Here is a 20,931-nt window from a genome sequence, read left to right as displayed (position 1 = left end):
CCGGGGGCGCGTCCCGCTTTACGGGCCCCGGGGGGGTCGGCGGCCGCGCGGGCTCGGGGGGGCCCCCCCCCCCCCGAGGCCTATTTCGGTTGCAAGAATCTGCGACCGCTGCGCGCTCGATCGCAGGCTTCGCCAGCTCCTACAGATTCACAACCTGAACCCACCCATCTGCCGCGCCAGGTCATCCGCCAGGCCACGCAGTGCCTGGCATTCTTCACGACACCCCTGCACTTCCGCCGCCGTCTGCCGCGCCAGGTCGGAAATGCCCTGCACGTTGCGGTTGATCTCTTCGGTTACCGCCGACTGCTCTTCAGTTGCGGTGGCCACCTGGTGATTCATGTCACTGATGTGCTCGACCTGGTCGGTGATGGTGCTCAAGGATGCACCCGTCTGCTGACTGGACTGCACACCGGTACCCGTCGCCGCCTGCCCGGCCTGCATCGAGGCCACAGCGCTGCCTGCGCCTTGCTTGAGGCGCAGGATCATTTGCTGCACTTCATCGGTAGACACCTGGGTGCGTCGGGCCAGGGTGCGTACCTCATCGGCAACCACGGCAAAGCCGCGGCCCATTTCCCCGGCCCGCGCCGCCTCGATCGCGGCATTGAGCGCCAGCAGGTTGGTTTGCTCGGAAATACTGCGGATCACCGCCAGCACTTCGTCGATCGACGCCACTTCACCGGCCAGTTCACCCACGGCATTGGCAGCCTGGCCGATTTCACCCGACATGCCTTCGATGTGGGCAATCGAGCGACGCACCACCTCACGGGCTTCAAGCGCTTCGGCGCGCGCGGTTTCAGAGGCCTGAGCGGCGTTGCCTGCATTCTGGGCAATGTCCTGAACCGTCAGGCCCATTTCATGCACTGCAGTGGCAACCATTTCCGTCATCTCTTGCTGGCGGCCTGAGCGCTCAGCGGTGTTCTGCACCACCTGCGTCACCTGAGCAACCGAACTGTGCAGGCGCTCGCTGGTACGCAACACGGCGCCGATCAGGTCACGCTGGCTATCGAGAAAACGGTTGAACCCCCGGGCCAGGTCGCCCAGTTCGTCAGCGCGGCTTTCGTCCAGGCGCTGTGTCAGGTCGCCACCGCCTTTGCCGATCGCCATCAACGCATCGGTGACGCGGCGAATCGGACGGACAATACCGCGCGACAGCAGCACCACCAGTAACAGCGACACCAGCGCAACAGCACCGCCAATCAGGCTGGTCAGCCACACGGTCTCACGCACCGGGGCATAAATCTGCGCCTCGGGCACCTCGACCACCAGGCTCCAGTTCATGTCGCGCAGCGGCAGGCTCAAGGCCAGAAAGCCCTCGCCGTCCCGCTCGAAACGGCTGCTGCGCAAACCGTCTGCATGGCTCAGCACCGCTTGCGCTGCAGCCTCGCCAATCTGCTCGGAGAGTTTTCGTTTACCGCTCAACTGCTGCTCGGGGTGAACCTGGATCAGGCCATCGCCCCGCACCAGAAATACCCGGCCACGCTCACCAAAGCTGAAGTTGTGAATCAACGCCGACAACTCGGTCATGCGCAGCCCCAGCCCGGCGATGCCCACCAGCTTGCCGTTCTTTTCCACCCGGTAATCAATGAACAACGCCAGCTCACCGGTGCTGCCATCGATGTCGATGTTCAACAGGCGCGGATTGCCGCTGTCGATGAATCCGTAGAACCAGCTGTCTTTCGGGTTGCTGCGGCTCAGGGTGCGGTCCAGACCTTTTTCGTTGTAGTAGTGGTTGGTTTCAGTGGCCGCCAGCACGGAAGTGAACGCCTGGTTCTTCTGCCGCACGGTTTCCAGGTATTCGATAAATTGCGGCGCCTGGGCGGTGTCTTCGCCGGCCGCCAGCCAGTCACGCAACAAGGTGTTGCTGGCAATATCGGACGCCGCCGTGAGCGGGCGACTCAACATCCGTTCGATGTCGTTACGAATTGCCTCAATGCTTGCCGGCAACGCAGTGTCGACCAGGTAACGCTCGGTCAGGCGATTGACTGCCACCGAATAGATCCCGACCACGATAAGAATGCTCACCAGCAAGGCTGCGCCCATGCTTGCGATCAATTGCCACTGAATGCTACGCCGCCAGAACTGCATGACCCTTCCCCTGAGCAAAAACGCCTGAGCTGCAATAGCCAGGCCAATTGTATACACGAAGGGATACAATTATTTCTTTGACCCACGACAATGCCGCCCACTGCCGACCGGGCAGTGAGCGAGCAAAACAATAGAGGACGGTTTGGCGCGACCTGTCAGCTGTTGCCGATGGTCCGGGAAATGGCATCGACCGTGGCGCTGACTTGCTCTTGGTAACGGTCGAGGGCCTGCTGGTGTTGCTGTTGCAGTTCGATCTGCTTGGAACACAGGTTGAGCGCTGCCAGCACCAGCAATTTGTCACCGATCAGGGTCGGGTATTTACGCTTGGTCTCGGCCAGCGACGCGTTGAGCATCTGCACGGCCTGCGCCAGGGCTTGCTCCTGGCCCTCGGGGGCCTTGATCGAATAGTCGCTGCCAAGAATCGACACGACATTGATCGGCTGTGCTGAAGTGCTCATGCGTTAACGGTACCACCGGCACGCTCGACCAGCGCCTGAATGCGCGCAGCGGTGGCGCCCTGCTTCTCTTCCTGTTCCATCAGGGCCAGTTGCAGGCTTTCGTTTTCGTCTTTGGCCTGGGCCAGTTCGCTGCCGATCTGTTCGTTACGCTCGGCCAGTTCCTGATTCTTCTGCACCAGGTCGCTGACGAGTTGTTCCAATTGACTGAGGGAAGTTTCCAACATGATTGCCTTCTCGGGTTTTTCAGGGGGCGCACACGATAAAGAAAAGTCCGCGTGGTCGCCAGGGATATCGGAGTAGACGCTTCGGCCTGGTGCAGATTGACCCATCGATGACGGTCCGGTTCCCCCTGATAGTGCCCGTTTGTCAGGAAAACCTAGCCTGGGTGCATCGTTTCATCTTGTGTCACTCAAGACTTCCAACCACCGACCGATAGGCATGGCATTGCTGAATCTGGCGCATGGATGCGTGCCTTTCTCCCTTCTGCGGAACTCCACCATGTCCCTACGCAATATGAACATCGCCCCGCGCGCGCTCCTGGGGTTTGCCCTGATCGGTGCGCTGATGCTGGCCCTGGGGCTGTTTGCCCTGAACCAGATGAGCAAGATTCGCCAGGCCGGCGAAATCATCGAAAACTCCACGGTCCCCAGTATTACCAACCTTGACCAGTTGTCACAGCTGACCCTGCGCCTGCGCACCTTGTCTTACCGCCTGCTGCTCAACCGCGAAGCCGACACGGTACAGAACACCCTGAGGCTGATCGACCAGCGCAACCAGCAGATCGACGAGGCGCGCAAGGTCTACGAGCCGCTGATCTACGGGGCGCAGGAACAGGGTGCCTACAACCAGTACGTGCAACTGCTCAGCCAGTACCGACAACTGGAAAACCGCATGCGTCAGGCCTCGCAAAGCAATGACCTGGAGGCCCTGCGCAGCCTGATCAACCGTGACATGCTCGACAACTCCGAGCAGATCAACAGCGTCATGGATCAGCTGGTCACCATCAACACCGAACAAACCCGCGAGGTCAACCAGACCGCTGCCGATCAGTATGACCACGCGGTAACCCTGGTGATCGCCCTGCTGCTGGCGGCCACAGCGCTGACTCTGGTCTGTGCCTTGCTGCTGACGCGCAGTATCGTCAAGCCCATCGACGAGGCGCTGCAGGCCGCCGAGCGCATCGCGGAGGGCGACCTCACCCGCCGCATCGAGGCCCAGGGCCAGGACGAAGCCGCTCGCCTGCTGCGCGCCATGGCCAAGATGCAGAACAAGCTACGCGACACCTTGCAACTGATTGCCGGCTCGGCCACGCAACTGGCTTCGGCTGCCGAAGAGCTCAACAGCGTCACCGACGAAAGCGCCCGTGGCCTGCAGCAACAGAACAACGAGATCGAACAGGCAGCCACTGCGGTCACCGAGATGACCAGCGCGGTAGAAGAAGTGGCACGCAATGCCGTAAGCACCTCCGAAGCCTCGAAGGAAGCCACCCGTTCGGCAGGCGATGGCCGCGACCTGGTGCTGGAAACCGTCAACGCCATCGAGCGCATGAGCGTCGATGTGCAGGGCACCGCCGATCTGATCGGCAACCTGGCGGAAGAATCGCGCGATATCGGCAAGGTGCTGGATGTGATTCGTGGCCTGGCTGACCAGACCAACCTGCTCGCGCTCAACGCTGCCATCGAGGCGGCCCGTGCCGGTGAAGCCGGTCGTGGCTTTGCCGTGGTGGCTGACGAAGTGCGCGCGCTGGCGCATCGCACCCAGCAATCGACCAGCGAAATCGAGCGAATGATTGGCAGCATCCAGGGTGGCACCGAACAGGCGGTGAACTCCATGCGCAACAGCACCGAGCGCGCCGAGTCGACCCTGAACATCGCCCGTGGCGCGGGCCTGGCACTGGACACCATCACCGGCGCGGTCGCCGAAATCAACGAGCGCAACCTGGTGATTGCCAGCGCCGCCGAAGAGCAGGCCCAGGTGGCCCGCGAAGTGGACCGCAACCTGGTCAACATCAACGACCTGTCGGTGCAGTCGGCCACCGGCGCCCACCAGACCAGCGCGGCGAGTGCCGAGCTGTCGCGCCTGGCGGTCGACCTCAACGGCCTGGTGGCGCGCTTCAGCGTCTGATCAGAACTCGATACGCACGTCGCCCTTGGGCACGCTGCAGCACGACAGAATGTAGCCTTCGGCGACGTCATCATCGGTGATGCCGCCGTTGTGCTCCATCTCTACCTCACCGCCCAGCTTGAGCACCTTGCAGGTGCCGCAGATACCCATGCCGCAGGCCTTGGGGATCATCAGGCCAAGTTTGGCCGCTGCGGCATGCACGGTCTCACCCGGGGCAACGCGAATGCTCTTGCCAGTGGCGGTGAACTCCACCTGGTGCAGGTCGGCGTTGTCGACTTCCGGCGCCTCGGCGGCTTGCTCGGCAAGCTCCACGGCGTCGGCCTTGACCTCGGCCGGAGTCGCACCGAACGACTCCTCATGGTAGCGGCTCATGTCGTAGCCGCTGTTCTCCAGCAGGCGCTTGACCGCAGTCATGTACGGCGTCGGGCCGCAGCAGAAAATTTCCCGCTCCATGTAGTCGGGGGCAATCAACTCCATCAGTTTCTGGTTCAGGTAGCCACGGTAGCCAGCCCATGGCTCGCCGAGGCCATGCTTCTCGCAAATGATGTGCAGGCTGAAGTTGTCGATCCGCGACGCCATGTGCTCCAGCTCGCGGTGATAAATGATGTCTTTGGGTGAGCGGGCGCTGTGCACGAACACCATATCGACATTACCGTTGGTGTCGTAGAACCAGCGGGCCATGGACATCACCGGGGTGATGCCGACGCCGCCGCTGAGGTACAGCACTTTGGGGCTGGGGAAATCGATGGCATTGAACAGCCCGACCGGCCCGTGCACCGCCAGCTCCTGGCCCTCGTGCAGGGTGTCGTGCAGCCAGTTGGAGACCTTGCCGCCCGGCACCCGTTTGATGGTCACCGAAAAGCTGTAAGGCACCGAAGGCGAACTGGAGATGGTGTACGAGCGCATGATCGGCTGGCCGTCGATCTCCAGCTCAAGGGTCACGAACTGCCCGGGCTTGAAGAAGAACATGATCGGCTGGTCGGCCATGAAACAGAAGGTGCGCACATCCCAGGTTTCCTGGATCACCTTGACGCAACGGACGATGTGGCGGCCGTTGGCCCAGGTCTGGGTGCTGACCGGATTGAGGAAGTTGGACATGCTCGTCTCCACGGCCGACTGCGGCCTGATAGCTGCGATTCTGCTCAAGCTGTGGGGCGGGCACTTTCCTATCCGCGACATCGGCGTGCTTATCGCGACCAGCCCCCGGCCACAAGGGCTGGCGCGTCGGAAACGGATCTGATCATGTCGCCCATGGATATGGTTCCCGGCGGCTTCGAACGCACACTCCATCGCACATGATCCTGCTGTACTGCGTCTTGCGTCGCCATAACAACGATTAGCCACTTTCACCGGCCGCCTGCACCGGCCATGAGGACCTACACGATGGACGTCACCGCAACTTTGAGTCTGGGCGATCCACTGGAACCTGCGCGCAAGGCCACCGCCGAGATGCTGCAGAGCCGCGAGCGCACCTTCTCGCTGCCGCAGCCGTTCTACTGCGACGAGCGCCTGTTCCAGATCGACATGGAGGAGATTTTCCAGAAGGAATGGCTGATCGCCGGGATGACCTGCGAGATCCCCGCCAAGGGCAACTTCCTCACCCTGCAGATCGGCAAGAACCCGATCCTGGTCGTACGCGGTGCCGAAGGGCAGGTGCACGCCTTTCATAACGTCTGCCGTCACCGTGGCTCGCGCCTGTGCACCAGCGACAAGGGCAAGGTTGCCAAGCTGGTCTGCCACTACCACCAGTGGACCTACGAACTCGACGGCCGCCTGCTGTTCGCCGGCACCGAGATGGGCGCCGACTTCGACATGAAGCAGTACGGGCTCAAGCCGGTGAATGTGAAGACTGCTGGCGGCTACATCTTCATCAGCCTCGCCGAGAACCCGCCGGCCATCGATGATTTCCTCGCGACCCTGGCTCACTACATGGAGCCTTACGACATGGAAAACACCAAGGTGGCGGTGCAAACCACCTTGATGGAAAAGGCCAACTGGAAGCTGGTGCTGGAGAACAACCGCGAGTGCTACCACTGCGGCGGTTCGCACCCGGAGCTGCTGAAAACCCTGCTGGAATGGGACGACGTCACCGACCCGCGTGCCGACCAGGCCTTCAAGGACCATGTCGCCGCCTCTGCAGCCGCCTGGGACGCCGAGAAGATCCCCTACGCCCACGCCAGCTTCGGCCTGCGCAACCGCATCGTGCGCATGCCGCTGCTCAAGGGCACGGTATCGATGACTCTGGATGGCAAGCAGGGTTGCCAGAAACTGATGGGGCGCATCAAGAACCCGGACCTCGGCTCGATGCGCATCCTGCACCTGCCGCATTCCTGGAACCACTGCATGGGCGATCACATGATCGTCTTCACCGTGTGGCCGATCAGCGCGCAGGAAACCATGGTCACCACCAAATGGCTGGTGCACAAGGATGCCGTGGAAGGGGTCGACTACGACCCGGCCCGTATGCGCCAGGTGTGGGACGCCACCAACGACCAGGACCGGCGCCTGGCCGAAGAAAACCAGCGCGGCATCAACTCCACGGCGTACCAGCCCGGGCCGTATTCCAAAACCTACGAGTTTGGTGTGGTGAACTTCATCGATTGGTACAGCGAACGCATGTTGAGCAACCTGGGGGCGGCGCCGGCGCCGTATCTGAAGGAAGTGAAGACGCAATAAGCGCTTGAAGGACGCGCCATGCGAAAGCATGGCGCGATGCTATGGCAAGCTGGATACCGCTGCTACTTCAGAGGGCTGCCTGGAAAGTTACTGTTCAGGTTGGAATCACGCCCTCGGGCGAGTCTGTACAAATTTTAACCACCCGCCGCATCGCCCCAGCCCCACTGGGCCGCTCCATACAACAAACACTTTATCCACAGGGCAACCCACAGCTAATGTGGGCAAGTCATTGTTTTTTCCAAAAAAAAATATTGATCAATAAATGATCAAATCTCTGTAGACCTTTAACCACGCGGCTCCCAGCAGAAGGCGAACACCTTATCCACAGAGCCGCCAACAGACTTTGTGTGCAAAAGTCGCAAGCCTGGAAAATGCTTGTGGATAACGCCTCAAGCACTCCAGATACGGGGGATTGGCAGGCGTAAAAGCAGCAATTGAGCGTTTTTTGATCAACTTGACGCAGCCCTTGCTCCACGGGCCTCTCAGCCATGGGCGAACATATTATCCACAGACCCGCCAACAGCGATTGTGGGCAATATAATCGCTTCGGCAGAGAGAAAAACCCGAAAAATCCGTCACTTAGCTTGATCATTTTTTGACCATAACGCCGAAAGGCACGCCGTGCGTGCCTTGCAGCCATACGCAAACACTTTATCCACAGATCAACCAACAGACTTTGTGAGCAATTGCTCAGCGCAGCACACCTTCTTCAACCAGTAGTTTGAGGATCGCTTCTGCACCGGCTTGCGGGCTGACGTCTTTGAGCACCTGCCCGCCACCTCCGGTGGCCTTCGCCGTGGCCGCTTTCATACGGTCGGCGCCGCTTTTGGCCTTGATCACCTTCAGGCGTTTGGGCCTGGGTTTTGCCGGTTGCAGTTCGGCGCTTGTGAATAACTCATCTTCAACGATCTCTACCTGCCGCGCCGCCAATACACCTCGGCGCGCCGGGCCAAAGGCGCTCTGGCGCGGCTTGGGCGCGGCGTTATCCACAGTGGCCAGTAATGGCAGACGTACCTTGAGGCGACGCCGCTGACCACGCGGCAGCGCCTGCAGCACTTGCGCCACACCGTTGTGGATAGATTCAACTTCAGCCAGGCCAACCACCAGCGGCCACCCCAGCCGTTCGGCGAGCAGGAACGGCAGCATGCCCGAGCCTTCACCCGTTTCCGCCTGACTGCCGGTCAGCACCAGTTGGGCGCCCGCATCGCGCAGATAATCGCCGAGCACGCCCAGCGCATCGGCGCCCAGAGGTTGTTCCAGTACGTCCAGTTGTTCCAGGCCCATGCCCAGGTAGGCACGCAGCGCAGGTTCGTGGGGGTCGCCGGCATGCAGCACCTGCAAGTTATCCCCAGCCAGCTGCAGGCCCAACTCAACTGCTCGCGCGTCCTGCTCGGCTCGCCGGGAGCGCCCGGAGCTTGGGTGAGCACCGACCGAAACCAGACTGATGACCTTGGTGTTCATAGTTGCCCCCCTGCCCTTATGCCGCATCGCGCTTGGCGCCGTTGCGATAGTTTTCCACAGCCTCGATCAGCGCCTGCAGGATCGCCGCGCTGTCGCCGATCACTGACAGGTCGGCACGTTTGATCATGTCGCAGCCTGGATCCATGTTGATCGCCACCACCTTGTCGCAGGCGCCAATGCCTTGCAGGTGCTGGATCGCCCCGGAGATACCCACAGCCACATACACCCGCGCGGTCACCCAGGTACCGGTGGCGCCGACCTGACGGTTACGCGGCATGAAGCCGTCGTCCACCGCCACCCGCGAAGCACCCTCGGTGGCGCCCAGGGCCATTGTGGCGCGGTGGAACAGGTCCCAGTCCTTGACGCCGTTGCCCCCCGAAACAATAAATTCGGCTTCCGCCATGGCAATTGCCGCCGGGTCCACAGCCACCGGGCCGAGGTCTTCAATACGCGGCAGGCTGCGCACTACGCCTGTGGATAACTGCTCAGGCAAGGCTTCGTGGCGTGTCTCGCTGACCGGCTCGGCACATTCGGCTGCCGCCAGGATCAAGCGTGGCAGGCCACGAATCAGGTCTTGCTGGCCGGCACCGGCGCGGCCGCTGCACTGACCATCCTTGACCTGCCAGACCCGCGTAGCCGGGCGTTCATTGATCGCCGCAGCAAAGCGCCGGCCCAGCTCACCGCCACCGTTGCGGCTGTCTGGCAACAACCAGTGGCGCGGGCTGAACTGGTTATCCACAGCACGCAGGCCCTGCACCAGCTGCTCCGGTGCATAGCCGTCGAACTCATCGCCCTCGATGACCAGCAGGCGATCAACGCCAGCTGTGGAAAAGTTGCTTTCCTTGTGTTCGCCAAACACCACCGCCAGAACGGCGCCGTCGCTGCCTGCCAGACCATGGGCGAGGCCAAGCAGGTCGCGGTCGTGGCTGCCCAGGCGGCCGCCGACCATGTCCGGGACCACGGCAATGTAGAACGCAGGCTGCAACACCTGATGCAGCGGCAACTCCACCACCGCAGCCGCACTGCGCTTGTTGCTGGTGCCCTGCTGGGCGCCGCTGCGGTCGATGCGCTTGATGCCGTTGGGGCCGATGAAGCCGACGCCATGGGGGTTCTTGCGCTGGAGGCCGTTGGGGCCCATCCAGCTGTGCTGCTGGCCCTGTTGCATGGCAGCGTGCAGCGGATGCAGGCGGTTACGGGCAATCCACTCGGCACGCGGGTCACGGCGAATGATGTCGCTCATCAGTGCACCTCCGCAGGTTCACGCTTGGCCGCAGCGGCCTTGTTCGCCGGGGCCTGATCTTCGAGCAGGGCATCGGCAACCAGTTCGGCCAGGTCCTTGATCATGGGTCGCGGTTCAACCACACCTTCAAGCATTGCCGTGCACTGTGGACAACCCACGGCAACCAGTTCGGCGGCGGTTTCACGGATGTCGTCCATGCGCATGTCGGGAATCCGCTGCTTGCCGGGAATGTCGGTGATCGGCGCACCGCCACCACCACCACAGCAACGGGAACGGAAGCCCGAACGCTGCATTTCCTTCACCTCGATACCCAGGGCGCGCAGTACCTCGCGGGGCGCCTCGTACTCACCGTTGTAGCGGCCCAGGTAGCACGGGTCGTGGTAAGTGACGCTACCGCCCTTGTGTTGCCCCAGGCTCAGCGCGCCAGCGGCAATCAACTCGGCCATGCAGGTGCTGTGGTGCTGTACCAGGTAGTCGCCACCAAAGGCGCCGTATTCGTTCTTGAGCACGTGGAAACTGTGCGGATCGCAGGTGACGATGCGCTTGAAGCTGTATTTGGCCAGGGTCTGGATGTTGCGTCGGGCCAGTTGCTGAAAGGTTGCTTCATCACCCAGGCGACGCGCCACATCACCGCTGTCACGCTCTTCAAGGCCGAGTACGGCAAAGTCCACCTGGGCAGCCTTCAGCACTTTCACGAAGGCGCGCAGGGTGCGCTGGTTACGCATGTCGAAGGCACCGTCACCCACCCAGAACAGCACGTCAGTGCACTTGGTATCGCCAAGCAGGTTCAGGTTGAGGTCCGCCGCCCAGTTCATCCGCCCACCCGGGGCGAAGCCGCCGGGGTTGTCGGTAGCGATCAGGTTTTCCAGCACTTCGGCGCCTTTGTTCGGCGTCGCGCCTTTTTCCAGGGTCAGGTGACGGCGCATGTCGACGATGGCATCGACGTGCTCGATCATCATCGGGCACTCTTCCACGCAGGCACGGCAGGTGGTGCACGACCACAAGGTCTCGGCGTCGACCAGGCCGTTGACGATCGGCTGGTGCGGGTTGCCGGCGTGCTCACCGACGGGCTTGCCCGGGTACGGGCTGCCAGCGAAGTTGGCATCGGTACCGCCGGCCAGGCCGACGACCATGTCCTGGATGAGCTTTTTCGGGTTAAGCGGCTGGCCAGCAGCAAAGGCCGGACACGCGGCTTCACACTTGCCGCACTGCACGCAGGCGTCGAAACCGAGCAGCTGGTTCCAGGTGAAGTCCTTGGGTTTCTCGACACCCAGCAACGCTTGCGGGTCTTCCAGGTCCAGGGGTTTGAGCCCGGTGGAACGACCACCGCCAAAGCGCTCGGCGCGGCGGTGCCAGGCCAGGTGCAGGGCGCCGGCAAAGGCGTGCTTCATCGGCCCGCCCCAGGTCATGCCGAAGAACAGCTCGGACACGCCCCACAGCACGCCAACGCCCAGCAGCGCGACCAGCACCCAGCCGCCGGAGCCTTCCGGAAGGATGCCGGCCACTGGCAAGGTGGCAATGAAAAAGCTCGCCGCGAACACCAGCAGGCTTTTCGGCAGGCGCATCCACGGTCCTTTCGACAGGCGTGACGGCGGATTCAACCGGCGCTTGTAGACGAACAGCGCACCGGCAAACACCAGCACCGTTGCGCACAACAAGGCGTACCCGAGCACTTTGCTGTGCAAGCCAAAACCATGCACGAGGATCGCCAGCACGGCCGCCAGGACGAAACCGCCAGCCGTGGCCACGTGGGTGTTGGCCATGTATTTGTCGCGGGCCACCACGTGGTGCAGGTCGACCATGTAGCGCCGCGGCATGGCCAGCAGGCCACCGAGCAGGTCGACCTTTGACGGTCGGCCTTGGCGCCACATCCGCACACGTCGCAACGCGCCGAGGACGGCAAGGCCCAAGGCGGCGAACAGGAGGATGGGAAGCAGGGTGTTCAACATGGGAAGCTCCCAAAAGGCACCTCAGTGCCTTGCCAGGGGATCACTGTGGGAGCTGGCGAAGCCAGCGATGCAAACACCGCGCAACAACCGCTATTGCGCTGATCCCATCGCCGGCGATGCCGGCTCCCACAGGGGTAGTAGCAAGCCTTGTACGATCAGAAGTCCTTGCACAGGCGCAAGGCGTCGTAGATCGCCGCATGGGTATTGCGCTGCGCCACGCAGTCACCGATGCGATACAGCAGGTAGCCTTCGCCGGGTTGACCAAGGATCGGCTGCGGCTGAATCGCAAAAAGTGCCTCAATATCAATCTGGCCCTTGTTGCGCGAACCTTCCTTGAGCCCGTAGTAGAGCGCTTCGTCCGGCCGCACACCGTTCTCGACCACCACCTGGTCTACCACCCGCTCTTCTTTGGCGCCGGTGTATTCGTTCTCCAGCACCGCCACCAGCTTGTCGCCCTCGCGGTAGACCTTCTCCAGCGCCAGGTCGCCGGTCATGATCACTTCCTTGGGGTACATGCTGCGGTAGTAGGTGGGGAACGACGTACCGCCAATCGCCACACCCGGCTTGATGTCGTCGGTAACGATCTCGACCTGGCTGCCTTTGTCGGCAATAAAGTCGGCCACTGACATCCCGGTAAACTCGCAGATGGTGTCGTACACCAGCACGTTCTTGCCCGGCGCCACCTTGCCGTCGAGCACGTCCCAACTGCTGACCACCAGGCCTTCTGCCGCGCCCCAATGCTCGTTCTGCTCCAGGAACGGATGACCACCCACCGCCAGTACGATCACGTCAGGCCGCAGGTCTTTGATGGTGTCGATGTCGGCGGCAGTGCCCAGGCGCAGGTCGACTTTCAGCCGCGCCAGCTCCAGTTGATACCAGCGGGTGATGCCGGCAATCTGGTCGCGTTGCGGCGCCTTGGCGGCGATGCTGATCTGGCCGCCAATGGCGTCCTTTTTCTCGAACAAGGTGACGTCGTGGCCACGCTCGGCCGACACCCGCGCCGCTTCCATCCCGGCTGGGCCGGCGCCCACCACGACTACCTTGCGCTTGGGCCCGGTGGATTTTTCGATGATGTGCGGCACCCCCATGTATTCACGCGAGGTGGCCGCGTTCTGGATGCACAGCACATCCAGGCCCTGGTACTGGCGGTCGATGCAGTAGTTGGCACCAACGCACTGCTTGATCTGGTCGACCTGGCCCATCTTGATCTTGGCGATCAGGTGCGGGTCGGCAATGTGCGCGCGGGTCATGCCGACCATGTCGACATAGCCGCCCTCGAGGATGCGCGTCGCCTGGTTCGGGTCCTTGATGTTCTGCGCATGCAGTACCGGCACCTTGACCACTTCCTTGATCCCGGCGGCCAGGTGCAGGAACGGCTCCGGTGGATAACTCATGTTGGGGATAACGTTGGCCAGGGTGTTGTGGGTATCGCAGCCCGAACCAATTACGCCGAAGAAGTCGAGCATGCCGGTGGCGTCGTAATACTTGGCGATTTCCTTCATGTCTTCGTGGCTGAGGCCATCGGGATGGAATTCGTCACCACAGATACGCATGCCAACGCAGAAATCCGGGCCCACTTCGGCACGCACGGCCTTGAGCACCTCCAGGCCGAACTTCATCCGGCCTTCGAAGGTACCGCCCCATTCGTCGGTGCGCTTGTTGACCCGCGGGCTCCAGAACTGGTCGATCATGTGCTGGTGCACCGCCGACAGCTCGACGCCATCCAGACCGCCTTCTTTGGCCCGGCGCGCGGCTTGCGCGTAGTTGCCGATCACCCGCCAGATTTCCTCCGGCTCGATGGTTTTGCAGGTCGCGCGGTGTACGGGTTCACGAATACCCGATGGCGACATCAGGGTTGGCCAGTTGAAGCCGTCCCAGCGCGAGCGACGGCCCATGTGGGTAATCTGGATCATGATCTTCGCGCCATGCTTGTGCATGGCGTCTGCCAGGTTCTGGAAGTGCGGGATGATGCGGTCGGTGGCCAGGTTCACCGAGGCCCACCATTGCTGCGGGCTGTCGATGGCGACAACCGACGAGCCGCCGCAGATGGCCAGGCCCAGGCCGCCCTTGGCTTTCTCTTCGTAGTATTTGACGTAGCGCTCGGTGGTCATGCCGCCATCGGTGGCATACACCTCGGCGTGCGCCGTGCTCAGTACCCGGTTGCGGATGGTCAGTTTGCCGATCTGGATCGGCTGGAACATTGCTTCGAAAGCCATGGCGGGATCCTCGACTTACAGCGGCTTGACGATGAACAGGCCGTCGTCGTGGCCTTCTTCCGAACCGCCGTAGACCTGCTCGGCGACCGTGCGGACGGAGCTGCCGCGCGCGGCGAGAATCTGGTCCATGGCGCCGGCGAACCAGCCGGTGAACATGTAGTCGACCTTGCGTCCGACCTTGCCGTACACGTACACGAACGCCGAGTGCTCGAGCTTGACGCTGGCAGTGCCTTTTTCCAGGTCGATGTCCTGGATCTTGAACAGGCCCCAGCCCCGTTGCGACAAGCGCTTCATGTAGTGCTCGAACACCGCCACGCCTTCCAGGCCGTGGCATTCAGCCTCTTTCTCGCACCAGTGCCAGGCCGACTTGTAACCCGCTTTGTAGAGGATTTCGGCATAGGCCTCGGCGCCCAGCACTTCCTCGATACCCATGTGGTTGTTGACGAAAAAATGCCGTGGCACGTACAGCATCGGCAGGGCATCACTGGTCCAGACACCGGTCTCGCTGTCGACTTCGATAGGCAATTGCGGGGCGATCTTGGCCATGGAAACTGAACTCCAGAATATTGGTTGGCTGCCCCTGCGCCGGTGCCAGGGGTCGGAAGACGGTGACTGGCGGCTTATTCGCCCCAAACATCCTTTAGGACGTTCACCCAGTTCTCGCCCATGATCTTGCGCACCACGCGTTCGCTGTGGCCGCGCTTGAGCAGGGTTTCAGTGAGGTTGGGGAACTCGCCCACGGTGCGGATGCCCAGCGGGTTGATGATCTTGCCGAAGTTGGTCAGGCGCCGGGCGTAGCCCTTGTCGTGGGTCAGGTACTCAAAGAAGTCCTGCCCGTGGCCTTGAGTGAAGTCGGTGCCAATGCCGATAGCGTCCTCGCCGACGATGTTCATGGTGTATTCAATGGCTTCGGCGTAGTCGTCGATGGTCGAGTCGATCCCCTTGGCCAGGAACGGTGCAAACATGGTCACGCCAACGAAACCGCCATGGTCGGCAATGAACTTCAGTTCTTCATCGGATTTGTTGCGCGGGTGCTCCTTGAGCCCGGACGGCAGGCAGTGGGAGTAGCACACCGGTTTTTTTGATTCGAGGATGACCTCTTCAGAGGTCTTGGAACCGACATGGGACAGGTCGCACATGATGCCGACGCGGTTCATTTCCGCGACGATTTCGCGACCGAAGCCAGACAGGCCGCCATCACGCTCGTAGCACCCGGTGCCCACCAGGTTCTGGGTGTTGTAGCACATCTGCACGATGCCCACGCCAAGCTGCTTGAACACCTCGACATAACCGATCTGGTCTTCGAATGCGTGAGCGTTCTGGAAACCGAAGAGGATGCCGGTCTTGCCTCGTTCCTTGGCCTTGCGGATGTCGGCGGTGGTGCGCACCGGCATTACCAGGTCGGCGTTTTCACGGATCAGTTTCTGGCTGGCGGCAATGTTGTTGACCGTGGCCTGGAAGCCTTCCCAGACCGACACGGTGCAGTTGGCCGCGGTCAGACCGCCCTTGCGCATGTCTTCGAACAGCTCGCGGTTCCATTTGGCAATGATCAGCCCGTCGATAACGATGCTGTCGGCGTGTAATTCGGCTGGGCTCATCAGGCTGTCCCCTTTATTGGCATTACCTGCGCCGAATCGTCTGCCGGCGCTTTGGAGCCAGCATATGCCTAGGGGCCAGGTCGCTAAGATGCAAAAACGACAGGGGAATTGCCGAAAGCGTCAAACCGCGACAAAGGGCCGTGGCAAGTTTCATTCGGAGGGTTCGGGGCTAGCAGCTACCCTGTTCTTTGCCGTGGCGCTGAGCGAGAATCGGTGCCCATGTTCCCCGGGGAGGATGACTGCATGAGAACGATGGTTTGGCTGGTCCTGGCTACGCTGGCATTGGGTGCCCACGCCAGTGAAGAAGACAGCACGCCGTGCGATAACGTCGAAACCGACCAGCAGAACTACGACTGCGCCCTGTTCAGCCGCACCACGGCCGAACGCGAGCTGGACGCCGCATTCAACGACCTGCTCGATCGCATCAAGGAGCAGTATGCCGGGCAGGACGCGAAGATCCGCGAAGTCAGCAAACGCCTGAACGACGCCGAAACGCTGTGGAAACAGCTGCGCGATGCCGACTGCAAGGTGGAAACCTTCGACGAAAAACCCGGCAAGGCGTTCGATGCGACCCTGAACACTTGCCTCGCCCAACGCAGCGACGACCGCTCCGAATACCTGCAGTCTTTAGGGCTGCAAAACGCCGACTGAGAACAGCATGAAAATCTGCGGAATTGAAATCAAAGGCAGCGAAGCACTGCTCGCCGTCGCCACACTGGACGGCACAAGCCCGGTGCATGTTGCCCTGGCAACGAAAAAGATCGGCCTGGAAGACGACGAACAGGCCGACAGCGTCAAAGCCTTCGCCAGCCAGGCCCGGCAGTTCATCGCTGAACACGGAATCAGCCACCTGGCGATCAAGAAGCGCAGCAAAAAAGGCGATTTCGCCGGCGGCCCGACCACCTTCAAGATCGAAGGCGTGCTGCAGTTGCTGGATAACTGCGAAGTGGAGCTGGTGTCTCCACAAACCGTCAGCGCCCAGGCCAAGAAACACAACATCGAACTGCCCGCTTCGTTGAACAAGTACCAGCACGAAGCCTTCAAGAGCGCCTGCGCGCTGTTGCTCAAGCGCCGCTGAGACTGGCCGCCCTGGCCTTGCGGTCTTCCCGCGGGCATCGCTGGAAACGGCCCCGGTAGCAGCGGGTGAAGTACGAGGCTGACTCGAAGCCGCAGGCAATACCCACCTCCAGCACGCTCATGTCGGTTTGGCGCAGCAGTTGCCGCGCCTTGTCCAGGCGCAAGCGCAGGTAGAAACCGCTGGGGGTGTCGTGCAGGTACAGCCGGAACAGGCGCTCCAGCTGACGCCGGGTCACCTGCACCGACTCGGCCAGCACCAGGGTGTTGAGCGGTTGCTCGGTGTTGCGCTCCATCTCGCCGATCACCTGCACCAGTTTCTTGTTGCTGATGCCATACCGTGAGGCGATCTGCATGCGCTGGTGATCCTGGCGTGGGCGAATGCGCCCGAGCACGAACTGCTCTGATACCTGAATCGCCAGTTCCGGACCGTTTGCCTGCGCGATCAGGTCGAGCATCAGGTCGATGGATGCCGTCCCGCCGGCCGAGGTGATACGCCGTCGATCAACTTCGAACAGCTCCTGGGTCGCCTGCAGCTGTGGATAAGATTCCTTGAACGCCTCCAGCGCTTCCCAGTGCAAGGTCACCCGATGACCGTCAAGCAGGCCAGCCTCGGCCAGTACCACGCTCCCGGTGTCGATACCGCCGAGCACCACGCCTTCGTGATCAAGCTTGCGCAGCCAGTGCTGCAACGCCGGGGTGTAGCTGCCCAGCGGCTCGAACCCGGCCACCACCAGCAGGGTTGCACCCTTGGCCAGCGGCTGCAGCGTGCCGTCGACATTGACCGACATGCCATTACTGGCCTGCACCGCCCCGCCCTCTATGCTCAACACCTGCCAGCGGTACAACCCGCTGCGAAAACGGTTGGCCACCCGCAGCGGTTCGATCGCCGAGATGAAGCCGATGGCGGAAAAACCGGGGAGCAACAGAAAGTAGAAATCCTGGGGCATAGCGAACGACTCGACGGCCACGGGTCTGCGGTTAATACCCTGCAGGTCGCCACTGTGCAAGTGCTGGTCGCCAGGGTGCGCATTTTGCGCTGGCGCTGCGCGTAGTTTGAACACCACGGCACGCAGAGGCCGCCCCTATAACAATTAGAACTGCCGTTGGAGGAGCCACCATGAACAGATTGATCAGCCGTAGCCTGCTGACGCTCGTCGGTACCGCAATCCTCAGCACCCACGTAATGGCCGCCGAACCGGCCGAATGCAAGAACGTGCGCCTTGGCGTGGTCAACTGGACCGATGTCATGGCCACCAGCGCCATGACCCAGGTACTGCTCGACGGCCTGGGTTACAAGACCAAGCAGACCAGTGCCTCCCAGCAAATCATCTTCGCCGGCATTCGCGACCAGCGCCTGGACATGTTCCTTGGCTACTGGAACCCGATCATGACCCAGACCATCACCCCCTTCATCAACGCCAAACAGGTCAAGGTGCTCGACCAGCCCAGCCTCGACGATGCCCGGGCAACGCTGGCCGTTCCGAAATACCTGGCCGACAAAGGCCTGAAAACCTTTGCCGACATTCACACGTTCGAGAAGGAACTGGGCGGCAAGATCTACGGTATCGAGCCCGGCTCCGGAGCCAACACGCAGATCAAGGCAATGATCAGCAAGAACCAGTTCGGCCTGGGCAAGTTCCAGCTGGTCGAGTCCAGTGAAGCCGGGATGCTTGCCGCCGTGGACCGTGCGGTACGGCGCAATGAAGCCGTGGTGTTCTTCGGCTGGGCGCCGCATCCGATGAACGTCAACATCGACATGGCCTACCTGAGCGGTAGCGAAGACGCCCTGGGCCCGGATGAAGGCCGCGCCACGGTGTGGACCGTCACTGCGCCCGACTACGCCGAGCGCTGCCCGAATGCCCACCGCTTGCTGACCAACCTGAAATTCACCGCCGAAGACGAGAGCCGCATGATGCAACCGCTGCTCGAGCACAAGGACGCCCTGGCGTCAGCCCGCCAGTGGCTCAAGGATCACCCCGAAGACCAGAAGCGCTGGCTTGAAGGCGTGACCACATTCGATGGCAAGCCGGCGGCGGACAACCTCCAGCTCAGCGCCAACTGATCCGGCCCATTCGCGGGTAAACCCGCTTCCACAGTGCATGTCTCAGGGTCCTTGCTGATCCTGTGGGAGCGGGTTTACCCACGAAAAATACAACACCGACATCAAGGATTTGCACCATGAACCACGACGTCATCATCACCTGTGCACTCACTGGCGCCGGCGACACCGCCAGCAAAAGCCACCTGGTCCCGGTCACCCCCAAGCAGATCGCCGAAGCCGCCGTGGAAGCCGCCAAAGCCGGCGCCACCGTCGTCCACTGCCACGTCCGCGACCCGCAAACCGGCCGTTTCAGCCGCGACGTGAACCTTTACCGTGAAGTCATGGAGCGCATCCGCGAGGCGGACGTCGACATCATCGTCAACCTCACCGCCGGCATGGGCGGCGACCTGGAGATCGGCCCCGGCGAAACCCCGCTGGAGTTCGGTGCCGGCCCCGCCCTGATCGGCCCCCTGGAGCGCCTGGCCCACGTCGAGGCATTGCTGCCGGAGATCTGCACACTGGACTGCGGCACCCTCAACTTTGGCGATGGCAACAGCATCTATGTCTCCACCCCGTCGCAATTGCGCGCCGGTGCCAAACGCATCACCGAACTGGGGGTAAAAGCCGAACTGGAAATTTTCGACACCGGTCACCTGTGGTTCGCCAAGCAGATGATCAAGGAAGGCCTGCTCGATGACCCGCTGTTCCAGCTGTGCCTGGGCATTCCCTGGGGTGCACCGGCCGATACCGCCACCATGAAAGCCATGGTCGACAACCTGCCGGCCGGTGTCACCTGGGCGGGCTTCGGCATCGGCCGCATGCAAATGCCGATGGCCGCGCAAGCCGTATTGCTCGGCGGCAACGTACGGGTCGGCCTTGAAGACAACCTTTACCTGGACAAAGGCGTGCTGGCCAGCAACGGCCAGCTGGTGGAACGCGCCTGCGAAATTCTCAGCCGCCTCGGCGCACGGGTGCTGAGCCCTGCCGAAGGCCGCGCAGAAATGAACCTGACCCGACGCTGAGCCGAGGAGTTGACCATGCGCTTTATCACCGAGATCAAAACGTTCGCCGCCCTGGGTAGCGGCGTGATCGGCAGCGGCTGGGTTGCACGCGCCCTCGCCCACGGCCTCGACGTAGTGGCCTGGGACCCGGCGCCCGGCGCCGAAGCCGCCTTGCGCAAACGCATTGCCAACGCCTGGCCGGCGCTGGAAACACAAGGGCTGGCGCCAGGTGCCGCACAAGAGCGCCTGCGCTTCGTCGCCACCATCGAGGAATGTGTACGCGAGGCCGATTTCATTCAGGAAAGCGCCCCGGAGCGCCTCGACCTCAAGCTCGACCTGCACAGCAAGATCAGTGCAGCGGCCAAACCCGACGCGCTGATCGGCTCCAGCACCTCGGGCCTGCTGCCCAGCGAGTTTTATGAGTCGGCCACGCACCCTGAACGCTGCGTGGTAGGCCATCCGTTCAACCCGGTGTACCTGCTGCCGCTGGTGGAAATCGTTGGCAGCAACAAGACCGCACCGGAGGCTATCGAGGCGGCGAAAACTGTCTACACCAGCCTTGGCATGCGCCCGCTGCATGTACGCAAGGAAGTCCCCGGCTTCATTGCTGACCGCCTGCTCGAAGCCTTGTGGCGCGAGGCCCTGCACCTGGTCAACGACGGCGTGGCAACCACCGGCGAGATCGATGACGCCATTCGTTTCGGCGCCGGTCTGCGCTGGTCGTTCATGGGCACCTTTCTGACCTACACCCTGGCCGGTGGCGACGCCGGCATGCGCCACTTCATGGCGCAGTTCGGGCCGGCCTTGCAACTGCCCTGGACCTACCTGCCAGCGCCAGCACTGACCGACGGGCTGATCGACGCGGTCGTCGACGGCACCAGCGAGCAATTGGGCCAGCGCAGCATCAGCGCGCTGGAGCGCTATCGTGATGATTGCCTGCTGGCTGTGCTGGAGGCGGTGAAAACCACCAAAGCCAAGCACGGCATGGCCTTCAGCGACTGACCG

The 20,931-nt window shown here is 62.2% G+C and carries 19 protein-coding genes and 2 pseudogenes; 9 read left to right on the top strand and 12 right to left on the bottom strand.

Features of this window, described 5'->3' with window-relative positions; all coding sequences use genetic code 11:
* Nucleotides 1-147: 147 nt before the first annotated feature.
* The 4 genes and pseudogenes from I5S59_RS26755 to I5S59_RS16115 all read right to left on the bottom strand — a co-directional run bounded on the left by I5S59_RS26755 (nucleotide 148) and on the right by I5S59_RS16115 (nucleotide 2,767).
* Nucleotides 148-876: a methyl-accepting chemotaxis protein gene (locus I5S59_RS26755; RefSeq protein WP_420066457.1), complete on the bottom strand. Its 729-nt coding sequence runs from the start codon at nucleotides 874-876 to the stop codon at nucleotides 148-150.
* Between the two features lie 132 nt (nucleotides 877-1,008).
* Nucleotides 1,009-2,040, bottom strand: a pseudogene (locus I5S59_RS26750) (cache domain-containing protein); the annotation flags it as partial.
* A gap of 200 nt (nucleotides 2,041-2,240) precedes the next feature.
* Nucleotides 2,241-2,543, bottom strand: coding sequence for a cell division protein ZapA (locus I5S59_RS16120; protein ID WP_128323336.1), 303 nt, complete (start codon nucleotides 2,541-2,543; stop codon nucleotides 2,241-2,243).
* A complete protein-coding gene (locus I5S59_RS16115) occupies nucleotides 2,540-2,767 on the bottom strand; it encodes a hypothetical protein (protein WP_197877509.1) in 228 nt (75 codons plus the stop codon). The genes I5S59_RS16120 and I5S59_RS16115 overlap by 4 nt, the downstream gene beginning before the upstream one ends.
* Nucleotides 2,768-2,981: 214 nt before the next feature.
* Between I5S59_RS16115 and I5S59_RS26745 the strand changes: the two are divergent.
* Together I5S59_RS26745 and I5S59_RS26740 are read left to right on the top strand one after the other, a co-directional pair.
* Nucleotides 2,982-3,764, top strand: a pseudogene (locus I5S59_RS26745) (MCP four helix bundle domain-containing protein); the annotation flags it as partial.
* A gap of 30 nt (nucleotides 3,765-3,794) precedes the next feature.
* Nucleotides 3,795-4,667, top strand: coding sequence for a methyl-accepting chemotaxis protein (locus tag I5S59_RS26740; protein WP_420066456.1), 873 nt, complete (start codon nucleotides 3,795-3,797; stop codon nucleotides 4,665-4,667).
* Here I5S59_RS26740 and gbcB read toward each other — a convergent pair whose 3' ends face one another.
* Nucleotides 4,668-5,765, bottom strand: a complete 1,098-nt coding sequence (gene gbcB / locus I5S59_RS16105; RefSeq protein ID WP_197877507.1) for a glycine-betaine demethylase subunit GbcB — start codon at nucleotides 5,763-5,765, stop codon at nucleotides 4,668-4,670.
* Between gbcB and I5S59_RS16100 the strand changes: the two genes are divergently transcribed.
* Nucleotides 5,764-5,907 (top strand): hypothetical protein, encoded by a 144-nt coding sequence (locus tag I5S59_RS16100; RefSeq protein WP_197877506.1) that lies wholly within the window; start codon nucleotides 5,764-5,766, stop codon nucleotides 5,905-5,907. The genes gbcB and I5S59_RS16100 overlap by 2 nt on opposite strands.
* A 143-nt stretch (nucleotides 5,908-6,050) precedes the next feature.
* A complete protein-coding gene (gene gbcA, locus I5S59_RS16095) occupies nucleotides 6,051-7,343 on the top strand; it encodes a glycine-betaine demethylase subunit GbcA (RefSeq protein ID WP_197877505.1) in 1,293 nt (430 codons plus the stop codon).
* A 690-nt stretch (nucleotides 7,344-8,033) separates the two neighbouring features.
* Here gbcA and I5S59_RS16090 read toward each other — a convergent pair.
* The 6 genes from I5S59_RS16090 to I5S59_RS16065 form a co-directional block, all read right to left on the bottom strand.
* Nucleotides 8,034-8,804 (bottom strand): electron transfer flavoprotein subunit beta, encoded by a 771-nt coding sequence (locus I5S59_RS16090; RefSeq protein WP_197877504.1) that lies wholly within the window; start codon nucleotides 8,802-8,804, stop codon nucleotides 8,034-8,036.
* Nucleotides 8,805-8,820: 16 nt separating this feature from the next.
* Complete coding sequence (locus I5S59_RS16085; protein WP_197877503.1) at nucleotides 8,821-10,044, bottom strand: electron transfer flavoprotein subunit alpha/FixB family protein; 1,224 nt, start codon at nucleotides 10,042-10,044, stop codon at nucleotides 8,821-8,823.
* Nucleotides 10,044-11,993: a dimethylglycine demethylation protein DgcB gene (gene dgcB / locus I5S59_RS16080; RefSeq protein ID WP_197877502.1), complete on the bottom strand. Its 1,950-nt coding sequence runs from the start codon at nucleotides 11,991-11,993 to the stop codon at nucleotides 10,044-10,046. Before dgcB ends, I5S59_RS16085 begins: the two co-directional genes overlap by 1 nt.
* 155 nt (nucleotides 11,994-12,148) lie before the next feature.
* Complete coding sequence (gene dgcA, locus I5S59_RS16075; RefSeq protein WP_197877501.1) at nucleotides 12,149-14,209, bottom strand: dimethylglycine demethylation protein DgcA; 2,061 nt, start codon at nucleotides 14,207-14,209, stop codon at nucleotides 12,149-12,151.
* A 15-nt stretch (nucleotides 14,210-14,224) separates the two neighbouring features.
* Nucleotides 14,225-14,755 carry a DUF5943 domain-containing protein gene (locus tag I5S59_RS16070; protein ID WP_197877500.1) on the bottom strand — a complete coding sequence of 177 codons (531 nt, stop codon included), beginning with the start codon at nucleotides 14,753-14,755 and terminating at the stop codon, nucleotides 14,225-14,227.
* Nucleotides 14,756-14,829: 74 nt separating this feature from the next.
* Nucleotides 14,830-15,807 (bottom strand): dipeptidase, encoded by a 978-nt coding sequence (locus I5S59_RS16065; RefSeq protein WP_128323327.1) that lies wholly within the window; start codon nucleotides 15,805-15,807, stop codon nucleotides 14,830-14,832.
* A 243-nt stretch (nucleotides 15,808-16,050) separates the two neighbouring features.
* On the opposite strand from I5S59_RS16065, the gene I5S59_RS16060 reads away from it, so the two are divergent.
* Nucleotides 16,051-16,458 (top strand): lysozyme inhibitor LprI family protein, encoded by a 408-nt coding sequence (locus I5S59_RS16060; protein WP_197877499.1) that lies wholly within the window; start codon nucleotides 16,051-16,053, stop codon nucleotides 16,456-16,458.
* Nucleotides 16,459-16,465: 7 nt separating this feature from the next.
* The gene (locus I5S59_RS16055; protein WP_197877498.1) at nucleotides 16,466-16,885 is read left to right on the top strand and encodes a DUF3010 family protein; all 420 of its coding nucleotides are present in this window, start codon (nucleotides 16,466-16,468) and stop codon (nucleotides 16,883-16,885) included.
* Here I5S59_RS16055 and I5S59_RS16050 read toward each other — a convergent pair.
* Nucleotides 16,872-17,831 carry a GlxA family transcriptional regulator gene (locus tag I5S59_RS16050; RefSeq protein ID WP_197877514.1) on the bottom strand — a complete coding sequence of 320 codons (960 nt, stop codon included), beginning with the start codon at nucleotides 17,829-17,831 and terminating at the stop codon, nucleotides 16,872-16,874. The genes I5S59_RS16055 and I5S59_RS16050 overlap by 14 nt on opposite strands.
* Before the next feature lie 170 nt (nucleotides 17,832-18,001).
* Between I5S59_RS16050 and choX the strand changes: the two genes are divergently transcribed.
* From choX to I5S59_RS16035, 3 genes are all read left to right on the top strand, one after another.
* Entirely contained in the window at nucleotides 18,002-18,946 is a 945-nt protein-coding gene (gene choX, locus I5S59_RS16045; RefSeq protein ID WP_197877497.1) for a choline ABC transporter substrate-binding protein, read from the top strand.
* Between the two features lie 116 nt (nucleotides 18,947-19,062).
* The gene (locus I5S59_RS16040; protein ID WP_197877496.1) at nucleotides 19,063-19,947 is read left to right on the top strand and encodes a 3-keto-5-aminohexanoate cleavage protein; all 885 of its coding nucleotides are present in this window, start codon (nucleotides 19,063-19,065) and stop codon (nucleotides 19,945-19,947) included.
* Between the two features lie 15 nt (nucleotides 19,948-19,962).
* Nucleotides 19,963-20,928, top strand: a complete 966-nt coding sequence (locus I5S59_RS16035; RefSeq protein ID WP_197877495.1) for an L-carnitine dehydrogenase — start codon at nucleotides 19,963-19,965, stop codon at nucleotides 20,926-20,928.
* The last annotated feature ends 3 nt before the right edge of the window (nucleotides 20,929-20,931 follow it).

This window comes from Pseudomonas alkylphenolica (genome assembly GCF_016009175.1).
GTDB classification, from domain to species: domain Bacteria; phylum Pseudomonadota; class Gammaproteobacteria; order Pseudomonadales; family Pseudomonadaceae; genus Aquipseudomonas; species Aquipseudomonas alkylphenolica_B.
This window is presented reverse-complemented; position numbering and strand designations above follow the sequence as displayed.

Excerpts from the sequence above, each read along its gene's own strand:
- gbcB (WP_197877507.1), bottom strand. The coding sequence starts at position 5,765 with ATGTCCAACTTCCTCAATCCGGTCAGCACCCAGACCTGGGCCAACGGC.
- I5S59_RS16115 (WP_197877509.1), bottom strand. The coding sequence starts at position 2,767 with ATGTTGGAAACTTCCCTCAGTCAATTGGAACAACTCGTCAGCGACCTG.
- I5S59_RS16065 (WP_128323327.1), bottom strand. The coding sequence starts at position 15,807 with ATGAGCCCAGCCGAATTACACGCCGACAGCATCGTTATCGACGGGCTG.
- choX (WP_197877497.1), top strand. The coding sequence starts at position 18,002 with ATGAACAGATTGATCAGCCGTAGCCTGCTGACGCTCGTCGGTACCGCA.
- I5S59_RS16085 (WP_197877503.1), bottom strand. The coding sequence starts at position 10,044 with ATGAGCGACATCATTCGCCGTGACCCGCGTGCCGAGTGGATTGCCCGT.
- I5S59_RS16090 (WP_197877504.1), bottom strand. The coding sequence starts at position 8,804 with ATGAACACCAAGGTCATCAGTCTGGTTTCGGTCGGTGCTCACCCAAGC.
- I5S59_RS16035 (WP_197877495.1), top strand. The coding sequence starts at position 19,963 with ATGCGCTTTATCACCGAGATCAAAACGTTCGCCGCCCTGGGTAGCGGC.
- dgcB (WP_197877502.1), bottom strand. The coding sequence starts at position 11,993 with ATGTTGAACACCCTGCTTCCCATCCTCCTGTTCGCCGCCTTGGGCCTT.
- dgcA (WP_197877501.1), bottom strand. The coding sequence starts at position 14,209 with ATGGCTTTCGAAGCAATGTTCCAGCCGATCCAGATCGGCAAACTGACC.
- I5S59_RS16120 (WP_128323336.1), bottom strand. The coding sequence starts at position 2,543 with ATGAGCACTTCAGCACAGCCGATCAATGTCGTGTCGATTCTTGGCAGC.
- gbcA (WP_197877505.1), top strand. The coding sequence starts at position 6,051 with ATGGACGTCACCGCAACTTTGAGTCTGGGCGATCCACTGGAACCTGCG.
- I5S59_RS16070 (WP_197877500.1), bottom strand. The coding sequence starts at position 14,755 with ATGGCCAAGATCGCCCCGCAATTGCCTATCGAAGTCGACAGCGAGACC.
- I5S59_RS16055 (WP_197877498.1), top strand. The coding sequence starts at position 16,466 with ATGAAAATCTGCGGAATTGAAATCAAAGGCAGCGAAGCACTGCTCGCC.
- I5S59_RS26755 (WP_420066457.1), bottom strand. The coding sequence starts at position 876 with ATGGTTGCCACTGCAGTGCATGAAATGGGCCTGACGGTTCAGGACATT.
- I5S59_RS16040 (WP_197877496.1), top strand. The coding sequence starts at position 19,063 with ATGAACCACGACGTCATCATCACCTGTGCACTCACTGGCGCCGGCGAC.
- I5S59_RS16100 (WP_197877506.1), top strand. The coding sequence starts at position 5,764 with ATGCTCGTCTCCACGGCCGACTGCGGCCTGATAGCTGCGATTCTGCTC.
- I5S59_RS16050 (WP_197877514.1), bottom strand. The coding sequence starts at position 17,831 with ATGCCCCAGGATTTCTACTTTCTGTTGCTCCCCGGTTTTTCCGCCATC.
- I5S59_RS16060 (WP_197877499.1), top strand. The coding sequence starts at position 16,051 with ATGAGAACGATGGTTTGGCTGGTCCTGGCTACGCTGGCATTGGGTGCC.
- I5S59_RS26740 (WP_420066456.1), top strand. The coding sequence starts at position 3,795 with ATGGCCAAGATGCAGAACAAGCTACGCGACACCTTGCAACTGATTGCC.